A 17382-nucleotide genomic window follows, 5' to 3' on the forward strand; every position below is an offset into this window, starting at 1 on the left:
GGCCTCCTCAATATACACCCGGCCGCCGTACTGGCGCCGCCGTGGTGGGCCAGGCCCCGGGCCATCCGGCGGGAAAGCCGGTCGAATGAAGTTCTGCCGTACTCCATTTTCCGGGCCCGGGTTGCTACGGCGCAGGTTGGGGGCCTCTTGCACTACGCAACTACAACAGTGGAATCCAGGCGTAACAACGTGCCTAAAACAAGACTGCCCAGCCGTATATGGCTGGGCAGTCGAGCAGAACTAAGCGTGATAGTAGCGGCGCTAGTACTTCACGATTTTGGTGCGGTACGTTTGCTTGCCACTCTGGGTCTGGAGTAGGTAGACCCCCGCCTTACACGCTGTTAGGTCGATAGTGGCGTGCTCGGCCGAGAGCGTGCCCTGCTGCACGGTGGCCCCCAGCAGGTTGGTCAGCGTGTAGGGCACGGGGGCGGCACCCAGCGCAGTCGGTACGCTCACTTCTACCCGGCCCGTCGTGGGGTTGGGCGCTACGGTCAGCTGCTGGGCCGGCCCCGTGGCCGATTCGGTAGCCAGCGGAGCTTTTGCGTTGCGGTGCAGGGTGATGTCGTTACCTTCTATATCCCAGTCATCATACGAATCCAGCCGCTGGCACGGCTCCCAGGTAAAGTAGCGCAGATGGTTGTCGCGCCCGCAGTAGTAGGCCGTCAGGTTGCCCGTGCTGATTAGCGAAGAATGTCCGGCCATGGTATTGTCGAAAGACAGAAACTCACCCGTGTTCCAGTAGCCATCGAGCCAGGTATGATTCCAACCGTTGGCATCCTGATAGAAGCCCTGAATGCGGCCATCGTAGCCCAGATAAGTCACGCGCAAGCCGTCCGAACTTACGTCGAGTCCACCGTGGGCTTTTTGGGCCTGCACATTGCCGGTGCTGGCGGGAAAGAAGCTGTGGTCCCAGCCACTGGTAGCATTGTTGTAAGCAAACTGGTGGACTGCATTATCCTCCTGGCCAATGTAGTACACCGTACTACCGTTAATAGCCATTGATTTCGGCTCCCCGGAAATGGTATACGCCGTCGTCGACCAGTTCGCGTCCACGAAGGCGTGGTAGTACGTTCCGTTCCAGCGGTAGTAGTACTGAATCCGGTTGTCGGCGCCCCGGTAAAAGATGGAGCCAGAGCCTTGCTCAATCGTCAGGTTACCGTTTACGTAAGCAAAGCCACCCTCCGTATTGGTAATCGTGCTAACCTGCCAGGGGTTGCTGACCGCCCCATTGGCGTAGCAGTAATGCAGCTGGTTATCGGCTCCGACGTACACAATGCAGTTGTCTGACGTCCGCACGCCAATGGAGCCGGCAGTAGTAGAAACGGCCGGGGCCGAGGTGGTCGTAATCCAGATATGCTGCCAGCTTCCGTCGTAATAATAGGCCTGCACCGTGTTGTTGCTGCCCTTATAGACCACGTAGTTCAGACCCGGCAGGTACGTTACATCCCCTAGCACGTCGCCGTTGGTCACGCTGGGCAGCTGACTTACGTTCCACGTGTTGCCGGTACGAGCGGACACGTAGAGCTTATTATCGGTGCCGCGGTAGAAGACCTGATTGGCATTGCCCGGATTGACTGCAATCGAAGCCGGGGCCGAGTTCAGGTTGGCAATACCTGGCCGAGCCTGCGTGTTAGGTTCGATACCAGTCACGCTCACGTCATGGTTTATAAACTCATTGGCTGTCTTATAGGAGCCAATTGTAGCTAACGAGTAGTCAATTACGCCGCTAGCGTTTTTGGGCTTGAGAACTCGCACGTAATCCACCTGCATTTCGGCATCGTCCTCCCCGCTCCACGCCCACATTTGCAAGGCAATGATGATGTCGTTGAAGAAGTTATTACCGGTTTTATCATGCCCGACGGTGGTCACCACGGACTTGGGCACCGTGCGGATTTCCCGGCCGTCGAGGAAAAAGGTGACTTCGTTTGGCGTCCATACCACCGTGTATTTGTGGAAACCGTCGCTGAGCAGCGTGGAGTACTGGTACGGGGACCAAATTTTCACCCGCCCCCCCCCGTGGGGCCGCAAACCAGGATATTCCGTCAAATCCGTATTGCAAGCCCCCATGTCCTGGTGTTCGACCCGGTTGTCCATCACCCCGCAAAGCATCCCCGGGTGCGGGCCGGCATTGTCCGTGTTCAGCCCATCGAGCATTAGAATGTCGGTTGGGCAGGAGTTGAGCCAGAAAGTTGGCCAAGCATTTTGAGTCGGTAGTTTGATACTGGCCTCCCAGGCTCCGTACGCGTCCTGTTGCATCAAGCCCCCTTGTCCGTGTCGGCTGCGCAGCATGCCCGACCGGTAGCGGAGTAGGCGAGAACCGTGTTGCAGCTCTCTTAGGCTACCATCCGGATAGCGCCACCGCTTGGATTTGAGGTGCACTACCCCGTCGCCGGGCAGCGTCACCAGGGAAGGGTCCGTACCGTCGTACCACTCACTGCCCCAGCCATCATACATGTCACCGCTGGTGTTAGTGGTTTGCCAGAAAGCGGTGTTGAGCGTTGACGCATTGAATTGGTCTTCCGCTACCACTTTCCACACATTATTGTCAAAACTTAGCCGGCACTGGGCTTCGGCCCCCACGGTACTGATTCCGCCCAGCATAATAGCCAAGGGCAGACATTTCCTGAAGAAATGCTTCATAGATAAAAAAATAAAAGTGAGAAAAGCAGCGCCTTTGTGGCGTTGCGCAACACGTAAGATCAGGGCAGTTGCTACGATGCCGTGGTGCAGCGGCAAGTCCGGCGGGACATCGTCAGCAGTAGTTGCAGAAGGAGATACAACAGTATCCCCGGCGTGTATAAGGATTAGTGGGTGCAAGGTGAAGAATGGGCATCGCAATTCCTACGCCTCCGCCGCAGAGTAACAGTATCGTATCATCTGTACAGGCACTTCCCTTTCCACGCGGGCCGAGCTTCCTGCGGGCCCTACCCCAAGCTGGGCCGAATGGCGGGGGCTATTTTCGCCGTGGGTGGCCTTATTCGCCTGGCTTTGCTGCCGACGGCCCGGGCAGTGCGCCGCTGAAGCCCCGCCGGCCTCAGTCCGCGGCCGGGGGCGCCGGCAGCGGCACCCGAATCCGGACGTAGGTGCCGAACTTGGCCGACGAGCCCACGTCCACGCTGCCGCCCAGCAGCCGCACCCGGTCGTGGATGCCGCGCAAACCCAGGCCGGGCTTGGCCACCGGGTCCGTTACAAACCCGGCCCCGTTGTCTTCGGCCCGCAGCACCACGAAGCCCGGCATGGTTTCGAGCTCCAGACTGGCCTCGGTGGCACCCTGGGCGTGCTTCACAATGTTTTGCCCCAGCTCCTGAGCCATGCGGTACAGGGCCAGCTGCAGGGAGGTGGCCAGGGGCGGCACTTCCTCGTCGAGCACGATGTGGCACTGCATCCGCAGCTGGGGGCTGCTGAGCTGCCGGCAGATGTCCTGCAGGGCCACCTCCAGCCCAAACTCCCGGAGCACCGAGGGCACCAGCTCGTGCGACAGGGCCCGGGTTTGCTTGATGGCTTCGACCAACAGGTACTCAGCTTCCTGCCGGGCCTTCGGGCCCGGGGGCGGCAGGGCTAGGCCGCTGAGCTGGTCGAGGCGCAGCTTGGTGGCGTAGAGCACCTGCCCCACGCCGTTGTGCAGGGTTTCGGCCATGCGCCGCCGCTCGGCCTCCTGGGCGTCCAGCACGGCATCGAAGAGGCGCTGCTGCTGCTCCAGGCGCATGCGCAGGTTGTCGGCCTCCAGGCGCTGCACCTCGCTGATGTCCAGGTCCACGCCCAGCACCCGCAGGGGCTCCCCCTGCGCGTCGAGCATGGTCCGGGCCTTGATGCGCAGGGTTTTCTGCTGCCCGCCCACCCGAATGCGCAGGGTTTCTTCCAGCTTGGGCGCCCCCCGCAGCATCTGGCCCACCAGCCGCTCGGCCACCGCCACATCCTCGGCCACGGCCATTTCCCGGTAGATGTGGGGCTTCACGGCCGTGCCCTGGGGCAGCCCAAACAGCCCGTACATGCCCGCCGACCACCGGAACACGCCCGTCGTGAGCTCGTACTCCCAGCTGCCGAGCTGGGCCACGGCCTCCGACTGCTGCAACAGGGTCAGGTTTTTGCTCAGCTCCTGCTCTACTTCCTTGCGGCTGGTAATTTCGAAGGCCTGAATGAAGAACCCGTCGCCGAGCCGGGTGTAGGCCACGTCGAACCAGCCCCGCAGGTTGGGAAAGTCAAACTGCACCTCGTGGCGCTGCGGCTCCCCGGTTTCCATCACCTGCCGGATATGCTCCCAGGCCGGGTGCTCCTCGATGCCGGGCAGGGCCTGAGTGAGCCGGGGCGCCGGCTCATCCAGCGCCCCGGGGCCCGTCAGGGGGCCCGTCTGCATCGTGTCGACGAGGTAGTCGACCGGCCGGCCGGCTTCGTCCCGTACCGCCTGAAAGTACCAGATCAGGGTTTGCCCGCCCTTGAGCAGGGCCGTAAGCCAGGCATTGGCCTGCTCTAGCCGCTCCTCGGCCTGCTTCTGGGCCGTTATATCGAGGAAGGTCAGGATGAGCCCGCCCCCGTTTTTCACCGCCGACACGTCGAACCACCGGTCCTGGTAATGCTCGCCGGAATAGCGGCGCACGCCGCGCCAGGGGTGCCCGGTTTCCATTACCCGCACGTAGTCGTCGAAGAAGGTGTGGCGCACCCCCGGGAACAGCTCCAGCAGCCCGTGGCTGAGCAGCTCGGCCTCGGTTTTCTGGTTCAGCACCTCGGCCGCGTGGTTAGCCCCGCGCAAGATAAAGTCGGTGATGGGCCCGGCCGGCGCCGCGCGCTGGGCTTCCAGCAGGCAAATGGCCGCCGGGGAGCCGTCCAGCATCCGCTGAATGGTGCGGGTAGCGCGCCGGAGCCGGGTTTCGGCCGCCTCCCGCTCGGTCACGTCCTGCACCAGGCCCAGCAGCTTCACGGCCGTGCCGGCCTCGTCGCACACTACCTGCCCGTGGGCCTCCAGGGTGCGCAGCTGCCCGTCGGCCCGGTAGATGCGGCGCCGGTAGTGGTAGGGCGCGCACCCGGCCACGGCCCGGTTCAGGGCCTGCTGCACCACGTCCACATCCTCCGGCACCGAGCGGGTGTTGATGAAGTCCAGAGTAAAGGTGAACGACTGGGGCTTTTCCCCAAACAGCCGGTAGAGCCCGTCCGAGGCCTGCATCCGGCCCGTGGCCACTTCCACGTGGTAGCTGCCCGCCCCGGCCGCCTGCTCGGCCTCGCGCAGCAGGGTTTCGCTGGCCGCCTGCCGGGCCTGGGCTTCCACCACCGAGGTAATGTCGCGGGCAATTTCCAGCACCCGCAGCCCCTCGCCTTCCGGCTGCTCGAGCGCCATCCGGGAGTGGTAGTGCCGCTCGCCCCGGGGCGTGGGCAGGTGGTAATAGTAGTCCACCGGCCGGCCCGCGTGCAACGCCTGGCGCAGGTGCTCGGCGTAGGGCCCTTGCAGGCCGGCGGGCAGGCCCATTTCGGCCCAGGTCTGGCCCAGAAGCTCGGCCACGGGCCGGCCCAGCCGCTGCTCCAGGGCGGCATTGGCCCAGAGCAGGCGCAGGTCGGCATCCCAGCGCAGAATCAGGTCGGGCAGGTGGTCGGCCACCGCCTGGTACTGCCGGCGCTGGGTTACGGCCTGGGTCACGTCCTGCCAGAACACGAGCACCTGCCCCGCCCCGGGGGCCGTGCTCATCTCAATCCAGCGCTGGCAGTAGGGCAGCCAGAACGTGCCCCGCACGGGGTGGGGTGCCCGCTGGGCCTCGCCCAGGGCCTCGCCCAGCTCGGCCGGAAAGCCCGCCGGCAGCACCTGCTCCAGGGGCCGCCCCCGCAGCTCCGCTACCGTGCTGGCCAGCAGCTGGGCCGCCTCCGGGTTGACGAGCTGCAGCCGCCCCGCCCCGTCGAGGCCCAGCACGGCCCAGGGCATCGAGTCCAGCACCGGCCCGGCCCAGGTCGGGGAATAGGAAAAGCCCGGCGGGGGGGCAGCAGCAGCACGGTCATTCAGCATCGGCGCGGAGTAACGACTCCGCAGCAGAGCAGGGCCGGGTGAGAGCATCACCCTCCCAAAACCAGCAAGCTTGGTCCTGGAATATGGGGACAAAATATAGCCCTTACGCAATGAAGGTAAACAATTGCCCGCGCCACGACAAGCTCAACGGCCCCGCAACCAACCTAACGGGCCCTGCCTAAGGCAGGTACATCGGCGCCTCGCGCAGGGCGCACACGTCGGGCCAGCTCAGTTCCCCGGCCACGTAGCGCGCGTAGAGCCGCTGCACGTAGCCCGAGGCCCGCTTGTAGAGCGTCGGGTTCGTGGCCTGCATCTGCCGGAGTACGTAGGCCCGCTGCGCGGGGGTCTGGGCGCAGGGCCCATACTTCGAATCATAACCGGATGCCATAGTCTGGGATAGGGCCCTAAGGCCGTTACAAGGGTTTCAACAAAGGTCCGAACTTCCGCCCCGGCCCGCCTCCGCCCAACTACGGAATTTGCCCCGCCACAAACACGCAAAAGCCCTTGCGCGGCCCCGCGGCCCCACTCCGTATTCGTCTCCCTATCAGTTGGTAAGCTCCGCCGTTTGCCCTACCTTACTGCCCGTCGCTGCGCCTGCCTATCCTACCCCTTCCTATTGCTATAGTCCCCGGCCTTTTTTCCGTCAAAAGCCCCGGTTTCTTCCCTTCATTTTTACCCTTTTATCTTCTCTACTCATGGCTAAAGCCACCAATGCCCTCACCCAGGGTCTGTCCGGTAAAGTATCGGGCCTCGTATTCCGCCGCAACGCCAACGGCACCGTCAGCGTCGGCGACGCCCCCCGCCCCTCCTCCAAAGTGCCCACCGAAGAAGCCACCGCCCAGCGCCAGCGCTTCCAGCAGGCCGCCTTCTACGGCCGGGCCATGCAGCAGGACCCCGCCCTAAAAGCGGCCTACGAAACCGGCGTCGACGGCACCACCACCAGCAGCTACGTAGTAGCCGTGGCCGACTACCTCAGCGCCCCCAGCATCCGCCACGTCGACTTCACCGCCTACTACGGCAAGGCCGGCGACGTTATCCTGGTGCAGGCCACCGACAACTTCGCCGTCACCGAGGTGCGGGTCCGCATCCAGAATCCCGACGGCTCCCTGGTCGAAGAAGGCCCCGCCCAGCCCGAGCCCGATGGCTATACTTTCCGGTTTACGGCCAAGGTAAATAACACGGCCCTCGACGGCGACAAAATTACGGTCATCGTTGCCGACCGCCCCGGCAACCGGACGGTGCAGGAAGCCAAACTCTAACCCCGGCCTCGCGGTAAGATCCTATTTTATTTTTTGGGACCCTGCGCTCTTGTTGGGACCTTCTAGCCATCTCCCCGCCATCTTCCCCGGCCGAGGCCCCGGCAAAATACTATTTCACTTTACGCTTCAGCCCTTGCCCCTGCCCGGGGGCAAGGGCTTTTTTGCGGCCCCTATTGCAGCCTTCCCGCCGGTTTGCCGTCCTGCTTATTCCGGCCGGTAGCTGCGCTTTAGGCTCCACGGCAAATCCCGGGCGCCCGAAATTCGTATTCCCCAGATGCTACCTTGCCGGGCGGGCTAGTGCCGCCCCGCTTCTATCCGCTCGTAATGTCCGCATCCGCTACGCCTTCCCCAGCTTTACCCGCCTGGCTGCCCCCCGATGAACTGCTGCGCCTCGTGGTGGATATGTCCGTCACCGGCCTGATTTTCTATACGCCCATCTACGACCCGGCCGACGGCACTACCATCGTCGACTTCCGCTTCGAGCTGCTCAATGCCGCCGCCCAGCGCATGATGCGCATGCCCGAGCGCCCCACCCTCACCCACAACCAGCAGTGGCCCCACAGCAAGGAGCACGGCACCTTCGACTTCCACGTTGAGGCCTACCGCACCGACGAGCCCCGCGAGTATAAAGTCAACTACCAGGCCGACGGCTACGACAACTTCTACCACCTCGTGGCCCGCCGCGCCGGCCCGGGCCTGCTGGTCAGCTTCACCGACACCGCCGACCAGCCCCGCTCCCCCGTCGAAGTAGCCCTGCGCGAAAGCCAGGCCCGCGAGCAGGCCGCCCGCGCCGACGCCGAGGCCCAGCGCCAGCAGCTCCACCACCTGCTCATGCAGGCCCCCGCCAGCATTGCCAGCATGGAAGGCCCCGAGCTGGTCTTTACCCTGGTCAACCCCCTCTACCAGCAGCTCGTCGGCAGCCGGCAGCTGCTGGGCAAGCCCCTGCGCCAGGCCTGGCCCGAGCTCGAGGGCCAGGGCTTTCTGGAGCTGCTCGAAGGCGTGTACCGCACCGGCGAAACCTACTTCGGCAACGAGCAGGTGGCCTACATCGACCGCCAGAACACCGGCCGGCCCGAGGCCATCTACTTCAACTTCATCTACCAGGCCGCCCGCGACGCGGCCGGTACCATCACCGGCGTCTTCATCTTCGCCTACGACGTAACCGAGCAGGTCCTCAGCCGCCGCCGCGTCGAGGAGCAGGAGCAGCAGACCAATGTGCTCAACGAGGAGCTGGCCGCCACCAACGAGGAGCTCTACGCCTCCAACGAGGAAGTGCTGGCCAACAACGAGGAGCTGGTGCTGGCCCAGCAGGAGCTGCGCCTGCTCAACGCCGACCTGGAAACCCGCGTGGCCGCCCGCACCGCCGAGCTGCGCCTGGCCCAGCTCGAAGAGCAGCGCCAGCGGACCCGCCTGGAGCGGTTCTTTATGCAGGCCCCGGCCGCCATCTGCGTCCTCGACGGCCCCGAGCTGGTCTTTGAGCTCGTCAACCCCGCCTACCAGGCCCTGTTCCCGGGCCGGCCCCTGCTGGGCCGGCCCCTGCTCCAGAGCCTGCCCGAGCTGGCCGGCCACCACGTCTTCCGCACCCTGCGGCAGGTATACCACACCGGCATCACCCACCAGGAAGACTCCCTGCTGGTGCCCATTGCCCGCACCCCCGACGGGCCGCTGGAAGACCGCTACTTCAACTACATCTACCAGGCCCGCTTCGACGAGCACGGCCGCATCGACGGGGTCTTGGTCTTCGCCTTCGAAGTCACCGAGCAGGTGCTGGCCCGCCAGGCCAGCGAGGCCGGCCGCCGCCGCCTGCGCCTGCTCACCGACGCTCTGCCCGTGCTCATCGGCTACGTGGATCAGCAGCAGCGCTACCAGTTTGCCAACCAGGCCTACCAGGCCTGGTTTAACCAGGACCCGGCCGCCCTGCTCGACCGGCCCGTGGAAGACGTCGTGGGCCCCACGGCCTACGCTGGCGTGCGGCCCTACATCCAGCGGGCCCTGGCCGGGGAGCAGGTCGACTTCGACGCCCGCATGCCCTACCGCGCCGACTTCGTGCGCCACATCCACACCAGCTACGTGCCCGACGTGCAGGACGGGCAGGTGCTGGGCTTCTACAGCCTGGTTACCGACATCACCGACCAGGTGCGGGCCCGCGAGCAGGTGCAGGACCTCAACGAGGAGCTGGCCGCCATCAACGAGGAGCTGCAGGCTTCCAACGAGGAACTGCTCGAAACCAACCAGCAGCTCACCCGCAGCAACGTGGACCTGGACAACTTCATCTACACCGCCTCCCACGACCTGAAGGCGCCCATTTCCAACATCGAGGGCCTGCTCTACGCCCTGGGCGAGGAGCTGCCGGCCGAAGTCAGCCGCACCGGCAACGTGAGCCCCATCCTGAGCCGAATGCTGGACTCGGTGAACCGCTTCAAGCGCACCATCAGCCACCTCACGGAGGTGTCCAAGCTCCAGAAAGAGCACGCCCCGGCCACCGAGCCCGTCGACCTGGCCCTGGTCATCGACGACGTGCGCCTAGACCTGGAGCCCCTGCTGCGCGAAACCCACGCCGAGCTCGTGCTCGACGTGGCCGGCTGCCCGTCCATCCTGTTCCCGGAGAAGAACCTGCGCTCGGTGGTCTACAACCTGCTCAGCAATGCCCTCAAGTACCACGCCCCCGACCGGCCGCCCCGGGTGGAGCTGCGCTGCCACTCCGACGAGCAGTACATGGTCATGGAAGTGCGCGACAACGGGCTGGGCATCGAGGCGGCCCAGCTGCCCCGGCTCTTCGCCATGTTCCAGCGTTTCCACGACCATGTGGAGGGTTCCGGCATCGGGCTCTACATGGTCAAGAAGATGGTGGAAAACGCCGGGGGCCGCATCGAGGTTCGCAGCCAGCCGGGCCTGGGCACCACCTTCTCCGTTTACTTCAAACTCTATTCCATCCCCTCGGCCTAGCTCCTTATTGGCCGCCTCTACCCTGCCCCCATGTTCAAACTACCCTGCGTCCTGCTCGTGGACGACGACGATACAACCAACTACCTCAACCAGCTGCTCTTCAACCGCCTCGGCGTCGCCGAGACCCTGCTCGTGGCCCTCAACGGCCAGGACGCCCTCAACCAGTTGCAGGTTTGCGACACGCCCCAGGGCCCGCCCTTCCCCAGCCTGATTCTGCTCGATATGAAAATGCCCGTCATGGACGGCTTCGAGTTTCTGGAAGCCTACGTGCAGCTGCCGGCCGCGCAGCGCGAGTCGGTCCTGATTATGCTCACCACCTCGCTCAACCCCCAGGACGTGGTGCGCATGCAGGACTTGCCCATTACCGGCTTCCTGACCAAGCCCCTGACTAAGGATAAGATCTACGAAGTGCTGCACACCCATTTCGGCCACCCGCTGCCCGAGTAGCGGCGGAGTACCAGGCCGGTTGCGGGGACCGCCCGCGGACGGCTACCCCGGCGCCCAGCTCGGCTATACATACCCCTAGCAGGCCGCTAGGACCCTTTCATGAATTAAAATAAGATTAAAATACCTCGGCCGGGAAGCAACCATCCGGCAATTTTCCTCCGTAGTAGGCTCACGCTGGTCCCGCCCGGGCCGCTGCATTGCGGCGGTCCGGGGCCCGGAACTCAGCCGCTGTTTTTACCCAGCCTAGCCCGACGATGGAAGAAACCCGCAACAGCATTACCGATATCTGGGGCCCGCGCACGGGCTACGAAGGCCCGTGGCCCATCCGCGTCGACGAGCAGCTCACCGAGCCGGCCGAGAATTGGGTGCAGTCGGCCTGCGTGCTGTGCTCCAACGGCTGCGGCCTCGATATCGGGGTGAAGGACGGGCGCATCGTGGGAGTGCGGGGCCGGGCGCAGGACCGCGTCAACCACGGGCGGCTGGGCCCCAAGGGCCTGCACGGCTGGCAGGCCAACCACAGTCCCGACCGGCTGACGACGCCCCTGATCCGGCGCCACGGCCAGCTGCAGCCCGCCACCTGGGACGAGGCCATGAGTTTGATTGTCGATACATCCAAGCAGCTGATTCGGGAGCACACGGCCGGGGCCCTCGGCTTTTACACCTCCGGGCAGCTCTTTATCGAGGACTACTACACCCTGGGCGTGCTGGGCAAAGCCGGCCTGGGCACGCCCCACATGGACGGCAACACCCGCCTGTGCACGGCCACGGCGGCGGCGGCCCTGAAGATTTCCTTCGGCACCGACGGGCAGCCCGGCTCCTACACCGACCTGAACACGACCGAGGCCGTGCTGCTGGTGGGCCACAACATGGCTTCCCAGCAAACCGTGCTCTGGGCCCGCATCCTGGACCGCCTCGCCGGCCCCAACCCGCCCCAGCTGGTCGTCATTGATCCGCGCCGCACCTACACCGCCGAAAAGGCTACCGTGCACTTGGCCCCGCGGGTGGGCACCAACCTGGCCGTGCTCAACGGGCTGCTACACCTGCTGATTGAGCATGACTACCTCCACCACGAGTTTATTAAGGCCCATACCGTGGGCTATGCCGAGCTGCGCCAGACGGTGGAGAAGTGGACGCCCGAGCGGGTGGAAGCCCTCAGCGGGGTGCCGGCCGAGCAGCTGCTGGCCGCGGCCCTGATTATCGGCACGAGCAAAACCCTGGTTTCGACGGCTCTGCAGGGCGTGTACCAGTCGATGCAGGCCACGGCGGCGGCCGTGCAAATCAACAACATCCACCTGCTGCGGGGCCTGATTGGTTCCCCGGGCAACGCCATTCTGCAGATGAACGGGCAGCCCACCTCCCAGAACACCCGGGAGTGCGGAGCCGACGGCGACCTGCCCGGCTTCCGCAACTGGGGCAACCCGGCCCACATTCAGGAGCTGGCTACGCTCTGGAACGTGGACCCCGACAAGATTCCGCACTGGGCCCCGCCGACCCACGCCATGCAGATCTGGCGCTACTGCGAAACGGGCTCCATCAAGCTGCTCTGGATTCAGGCCACCAACCCGGCGGTAAGCATGCCCGAGCTGGCCCGCATCCGCCGGATTCTGCGGCAGAAAGACCTGCTGGTCGTCGTGCAGGACGCCTTTCTGACCGAAACCGCCCAGCTGGCCGACGTGGTGCTGCCCGCCGCGCTGTGGGGCGAGAAAACCGGCACCTTTACCAACACCGACCGGACGGTGCACCTTTCCTACAAGGCCATCGACCCGCCCGGCGAGGCCCGTGCCGACCTCGACATCTTCCTGGACTACGCCCGCCGCATGGATTTCCGGGACAAGGACGGGCAGCCCCTCATCAAGTGGAGCACTCCGGAAGAAGCCTTCGAGGCCTGGAAAGCCTGCAGCAAGGGCCGCCCCTGCGACTATTCGGGTCTGAGCTACGCCAAACTGACCGGCGGCTCGGGCATTCAGTGGCCCTGCAACGAGCAGTACCCCGACGGGGCCACCCACCTCTACACCGACCACGAGTTCAACACCCACGCCGACTACTGCGAAACCTACGGCTACGACCTGGTGACGGGCACCGAAAAGCAACCCGAAGAATACAAAGCCCAAGACCCCAAAGGCAAAGCCTTTCTCAAGGCCGCCGACTACGAGCCGCCCCACGAGGAGCCCGACGAGCAGTATCCGCTCTGGTTTACCACCGGCCGGGTGGTCTACCACTTCCACACCCGCACCAAAACCGGCCGCGCCAAGGCCCTGCACGAGGCCGCGCCCGAGGGCTTCGTGCAGCTCTCCGCGGAAGATGCGGCCTGCTACGGGATTCGGGAGGGCGACCTGGTGGAAGTAACCTCGCGCCGGGGCCAGGCCACCGAGCCGGCCCGCATCGGGGGCATCGAGCCGGGGCTGGTGTTCATGCCCTTCCACTACGGCTACTGGGACCAGGACCAGGACCCGCCCCGGGCGGCCAACGAACTGACTCTCACTGAGTGGGACCCGGTCAGTAAGCAGCCCCACTTTAAGTATGCCGCCGTCCGGATTCGCAAAGTCTAACCCCGCCCCCATGCACTTAGGAAACTATCTGGGCTTGCTCGAAAACAGCGAAAAGCAACTGGCCCGGGCCTTCGACAAAGTAAGCCGCCACCACCAGGACGAGCCCGACATCGAGCAGATGTGCCAGAAGCTCTCGGCCTGGTCGGTGCGGCACGGCGGGCAGCTGCAGCCGTTTCTGGTGCGCTACGCCGACAGCCGCAGTCCCGAGCCGGCGGCCATGGAAAAGGTGCTTTTCGGCCAGCCCCGGTCGGGCAGTCTGGCCCTGCTGCGCGACCTGCACGACTTGTGGCTGCTGACCAACGAGGTGAAGCTCTGCTGGGACATCATCGGCAACGCCGCCCTGGCCCTGCGCGACAAGGAGCTGGAAGCCACCTGCACCGCCTGCGAGGCCGAAACCAAGCGGCAGCTGGATTGGCTGCTGGGGCGCATCAAGCAAGCCGCGCCCCAGGCCCTGGTAGTAGCTGCCTGAGTAGGCTTACTACCCTGTATTCCAGCCTAAACTGGCCCCAAAACCAGAAAGCCGCAGCAAATTGCTGCGGCTTTTACAGTGGCTCTATTGGGCGGAGGCTTACCCCAATACGCCGTTGAGCAGCCCGGCCAGGCGGACTCCGGCCTGTAGCAGGCGGTCTTCCACGGTGGGCAGGTGGGCGGGCACGTATTTATAGTCGAAAGTGGCGCTTTTCTCGGTTTCGGCGTAGAGTTGCTGACTGATGGAGTACGATTCCCAGAGCCACTGCGTGATGCCGTCCTTCTGCCACTGTTGCACCTGCACCGGCGTGGGCTTGTCGAGCAGGGTGGCCAGTTCGGAGTAGGTCATGCCTTCGTAGTCGAGCAGGCCACTGTCCCAGAGGCTGTGCAGGTTGGTGTCCTTGCCCTGGTACTTCACGGTTATGGCGTTGCCGCCCTTGTCTTCGGCCCGGCTTACGTGCATGGGCTGGTGCACGTCGCCCACGATGTGAATGACGAACTTCAGGGCCACGACTTTCTGCTCCTTCGTAGCTTTGGCGTCTTTCAGGACGGCCAGGTTCTGATTCAGGGCCAGGTAAGCGTTGGGCTCCTGCATGGCCGTTACTACGCCGGTGTACTCGGCGAAGGGCAGGCCCAGGGCCGTATTGATAAAGTGCCAGGGCGCCGTGGCCGAGTACTCGGGCGAGTAGCGCACTTCGTCGGCCCAAGTGGTTACCAGCGGCAGCCGCTCGGCGCCCAGCAGCAGGGCTACCTGGTCCTTGGCCTTTTTGGACAAATGGTTTTCGGCAATCTTACCCACTACCCGGTGGCCCTGCACGCCCCAGGCCATCAGGCTCACGGGCAACAGGCTCAGGCAAAACAGGGCAACGCACTTTTTCAGCATATAATCAGGAAAAGAGAAAGACGACAAGGTCTGGGAGGAAGAAACGGGCCGGCCCCGAAACCACAAAAGTAGCACGAAAGCCAGAACTGCACCGGCCGCCGCCTCACATAAACATGTGTAAATCGGCCGCCCAGGCTGTCAATAACACCTAAAGCCCGCCGCAGTTGCACGGGCCGCCCCGGTCAGCCGCGGGTCCGGGCCTACTCCACGGTATAGGTCAGGGCCAGGTAGTACAGCCCGCCCACGCCGGGGCCACCCAGAAAGGAAGCGTAGTACTGGTTCAGCACGTTGGTAGCGCCCAGCTTGAGGCGCAGCTGCGGGGCGGGCACCACGTAGGTTAGCTGGGCATCGAGGCTGCCGTAGGCCGGCACTTCCCCGCTCACCAGGAACGTCTGGGAATAGTAGTGCTGCTGCCAGTGGTAGCTTACTCCAAAGCCAATATTGCTGTGGTTCAGGTGTTCGTGGCCCAGGCTCAGGTTGGCCATCCAGCGCGGGGTGTTGAAGCCGTCCTCCAGCCCGTCGCCCGACTCGGTGCGGGCCAACCGGGCGTAGGTGGCATTGGCGCCCAGCAATAGGCCGCCGGGTCGCTCGTAGCGCAGCCCCACCGAGCCGCCGTAGTTGTACACCCGGGTTTGGGCGTTGGTCCAGAGGCGGTAGCGGTTCTGGGTGGCCCGGATGCTGAGGTAAATGGCGGCCGAGTCGGGGTTCAGGGTTTTGGGCACGTAGGCTTCGACCTGGGCAATAAAGTCGCGGTAGGCATTGTAGTAGGCATCCACGTCGAGCAGCAGGCGGCCCCCGGGCAGCAGGGCCGCCTTGTAGCCCAGCTCCAAGGACCGGATTTGCTCGGGCCGCAGGTAGGTGTAGGGGTTGCGCTGCAAGCGGGCTTGGTTCTGCTCAATGGCCAAACTTTGCTTCTGGGCCGGGGTGAGCGTAGGGGAAGTATTGGCATTTACGCTGGCCGTTACGGCAGCATTAAAGGCATCGATGCTGCTGCGCAAATAGCTGTTCTCAAACACCCCGTCGGACATGACCCGCAGCCCGCCGATGCGCTTGACCTGCCCGCTGTTGACGTTGGAAAAAGCCTCGAACAAGCTCGGAAATCGGTAGCCGCTCTGGTAGCTCACCCGGAAGTTGTGGCGCTGGGTGGGCGAGTACCCGGCCGTAAAGCGCGGGTTGAAACGCACGTCGAAGTAGTCGTTCTTGTCGGCGCGCAGCGTGGCCGTGAGCCGCACCTTCTGCTGCCAGAGCCGCACACCGGCCTGCCCGAAGCCGCCGGTTTTGCCGTAGGTCAGCTTGTCGCGCAGGGGGTCCCGGCCCGGTTCGGGGTTGATGAAGTAGTTGCCGTCGGGCACGATGACGTAGGTGCGGTGGTCCAGGCCGGCCAGCACGTCCACGGCGGCGGGCAGCCAGTCCTGTCCGCCGCGGCGCAGGGCCTCGGCCACATTCACCTGGGCCTCGGCGTGCACCAGGCTGGCTTGCACCCGCAGGGCCGCGCCCTGGTCCCAGTTGTTGATGTCCTGTAGCTCGCTGAGCTTCTGGCGAAAAAGTGCCGTGCCGGGCTGGTAGCGGCCCGCATCGGCCTGGGTGCGGCCGGCGGCGTGGGCCTGGGCCACGGTTTGGCCTCCAGCCAGGGCCTGGTCGTAGCCCCGCCCGTAGTCGTCAATCCAGACGTTGTCGGGCTTGTAGGTGCGGTCCAGATTTTCGGCGGCGGAGCGCAGGTTGTAGCTACGGCCGGTGTTTTCGCCCGTCACGTAGGCCCGGGCCTGCACCACGGGGCCTGTCAGCTGCAGGGCGTGCTGCTGCAAACGGTAGTCCTGGAGCCGAAACCGGTTGGAGCGCTGGTACACGTTGTCGAGCACGGCCAGGCGGTAGGTGTAGGCCAGCTCCGCACTACGGCCCAGCTTATAGTGCAGGGCCGCGTCGGCCTTGATGGTTTGCAGGCCGTAATCCACCACCTCCCGCTCGTCGTAGCCGGTGCGGGCCACCGAGTAGGTTTTGCCCCCCCGCCGGAACGTAATCCGGTCCGACGACTCGTTGCCGTAGCTATTGACCGGGTCCCGGGCGGGGTTGTCGGCGCCCAGTAGGCCGGTGGTGGCGTTGCCGGCGGCATTAAGCTCGGTCTGGTCGTTGGCAATCCAGTCGTAGCCCCGGCTGTAAGTGCCGTTGAGCTTCAGGGCCAGCCGGGGCCGCAGCACTTTGGCGTAGCGCACGCTGGTTTCGGAGTAGAGCTTAGCGCCTACCAGCGGGTCATTAACGTGGTTGAGCCCGGTTCTTTGCTGCGCGCTCAGCCCTTCGGAGGTAAAGGGGCTGCGGGTGCTGAAGTTGGCCAGCCCGTTGATGGCGTTGAGCCCGTAGAGCGCCGCCGCCGAACCCGGCACGATTTCCACGCTGCCAATATCCAAATCACTCGGCCCCAAAGCATTGCCGATGGGGCCGCCGATGTGGGGCGCCTGGTTGTCGATGCCATCCACGAGCTGCACGAAGCGCACGTTGGTCGTATTAGCAAAACCCCGGGCATTGAGCACTTTAAAACCCAGACTGGGCGTAATAACCTGCACGCCCTTCACGCCTTCCAGGGCGTCGAAAAACGTGGGCGCCGGCGTCAGGCGCAGGGCCCGGCCGCTGAGCTTCTCCACCGTCACCGGCGACTGCAGCAAGCTTTCCTCCACCCGGGAAGCGGCCACCACCACTTCACTCAGCTGCACCCGCCGCAGGGTGTCGGCCGCCGGGCGGCTGGCGGGCGGCGCGGTTTGCCCCCAGGCCAGGTTGCTCACGCCCGAAATTGCCAACAGGCCGAGGTAGCCGGCCCGCCCCTCAGGGCGCCACAGGGTAAAAAGCCGCATA

General features: G+C 64.7%; 10 protein-coding genes. 5 read left to right on the forward strand and 5 right to left on the reverse strand.

The features are described 5' to 3' along the window. Nucleotides 1–261: 261 nt before the first annotated feature. The 3 genes from CLV45_RS11420 to CLV45_RS11430 form a co-directional block, all read right to left on the reverse strand. Nucleotides 262–2640, reverse strand: coding sequence for a T9SS type A sorting domain-containing protein (locus CLV45_RS11420; RefSeq protein ID WP_100336480.1), 2379 nt, complete (start codon nt 2638–2640; stop codon nt 262–264). Between the two features lie 394 nt (nt 2641–3034). Beyond that, a complete protein-coding gene (locus CLV45_RS11425; RefSeq protein WP_170061842.1) occupies nt 3035–5986 on the reverse strand; it encodes a PAS domain-containing sensor histidine kinase in 2952 nt (983 codons plus the stop codon). Between the two features lie 178 nt (nt 5987–6164). Next, nucleotides 6165–6374: a hypothetical protein gene (locus CLV45_RS11430; RefSeq protein ID WP_100336482.1), complete on the reverse strand. Its 210-nt coding sequence runs from the start codon at nt 6372–6374 to the stop codon at nt 6165–6167. A 307-nt stretch (nt 6375–6681) separates the two neighbouring features. On the opposite strand from CLV45_RS11430, the gene CLV45_RS11435 reads away from it, so the two are divergent. The 5 genes from CLV45_RS11435 (at nt 6682) to CLV45_RS11455 (ending at nt 13656) form a co-directional block, all read left to right on the forward strand. Further along, nucleotides 6682–7245, forward strand: a complete 564-nt coding sequence (locus CLV45_RS11435; protein ID WP_100336483.1) for a hypothetical protein — start codon at nt 6682–6684, stop codon at nt 7243–7245. A 324-nt stretch (nt 7246–7569) separates the two neighbouring features. After that, nucleotides 7570–10191 (forward strand): PAS domain-containing protein, encoded by a 2622-nt coding sequence (locus tag CLV45_RS11440; protein ID WP_100336484.1) that lies wholly within the window; start codon nt 7570–7572, stop codon nt 10189–10191. Nucleotides 10192–10221: 30 nt separating this feature from the next. Next, nucleotides 10222–10638, forward strand: coding sequence for a response regulator (locus CLV45_RS11445; protein ID WP_100336485.1), 417 nt, complete (start codon nt 10222–10224; stop codon nt 10636–10638). A gap of 254 nt (nt 10639–10892) precedes the next feature. Then, the gene (locus CLV45_RS11450; protein WP_100336486.1) at nt 10893–13187 is read left to right on the forward strand and encodes a molybdopterin oxidoreductase family protein; all 2295 of its coding nucleotides are present in this window, start codon (nt 10893–10895) and stop codon (nt 13185–13187) included. 10 nt (nt 13188–13197) lie between these two features. Then, complete coding sequence (locus tag CLV45_RS11455) at nt 13198–13656, forward strand: molybdopterin oxidoreductase (RefSeq protein WP_100336487.1); 459 nt, start codon at nt 13198–13200, stop codon at nt 13654–13656. A 99-nt stretch (nt 13657–13755) separates the two neighbouring features. Here the strand turns inward: CLV45_RS11455 and CLV45_RS11460 are convergent, their stop codons facing one another. Together CLV45_RS11460 and CLV45_RS11465 are read right to left on the reverse strand one after the other, a co-directional pair. Continuing rightward, the gene (locus tag CLV45_RS11460) at nt 13756–14538 is read right to left on the reverse strand and encodes a S1/P1 nuclease (RefSeq protein WP_100336488.1); all 783 of its coding nucleotides are present in this window, start codon (nt 14536–14538) and stop codon (nt 13756–13758) included. 200 nt (nt 14539–14738) lie between these two features. Further along, a complete protein-coding gene (locus tag CLV45_RS11465; RefSeq protein WP_100336489.1) occupies nt 14739–17381 on the reverse strand; it encodes a TonB-dependent receptor in 2643 nt (880 codons plus the stop codon). Nucleotide 17382 lies beyond the last annotated feature (1 nt).

Source organism: Hymenobacter chitinivorans DSM 11115, from assembly GCF_002797555.1.
GTDB lineage: Bacteria > Bacteroidota > Bacteroidia > Cytophagales > Hymenobacteraceae > Hymenobacter > Hymenobacter chitinivorans.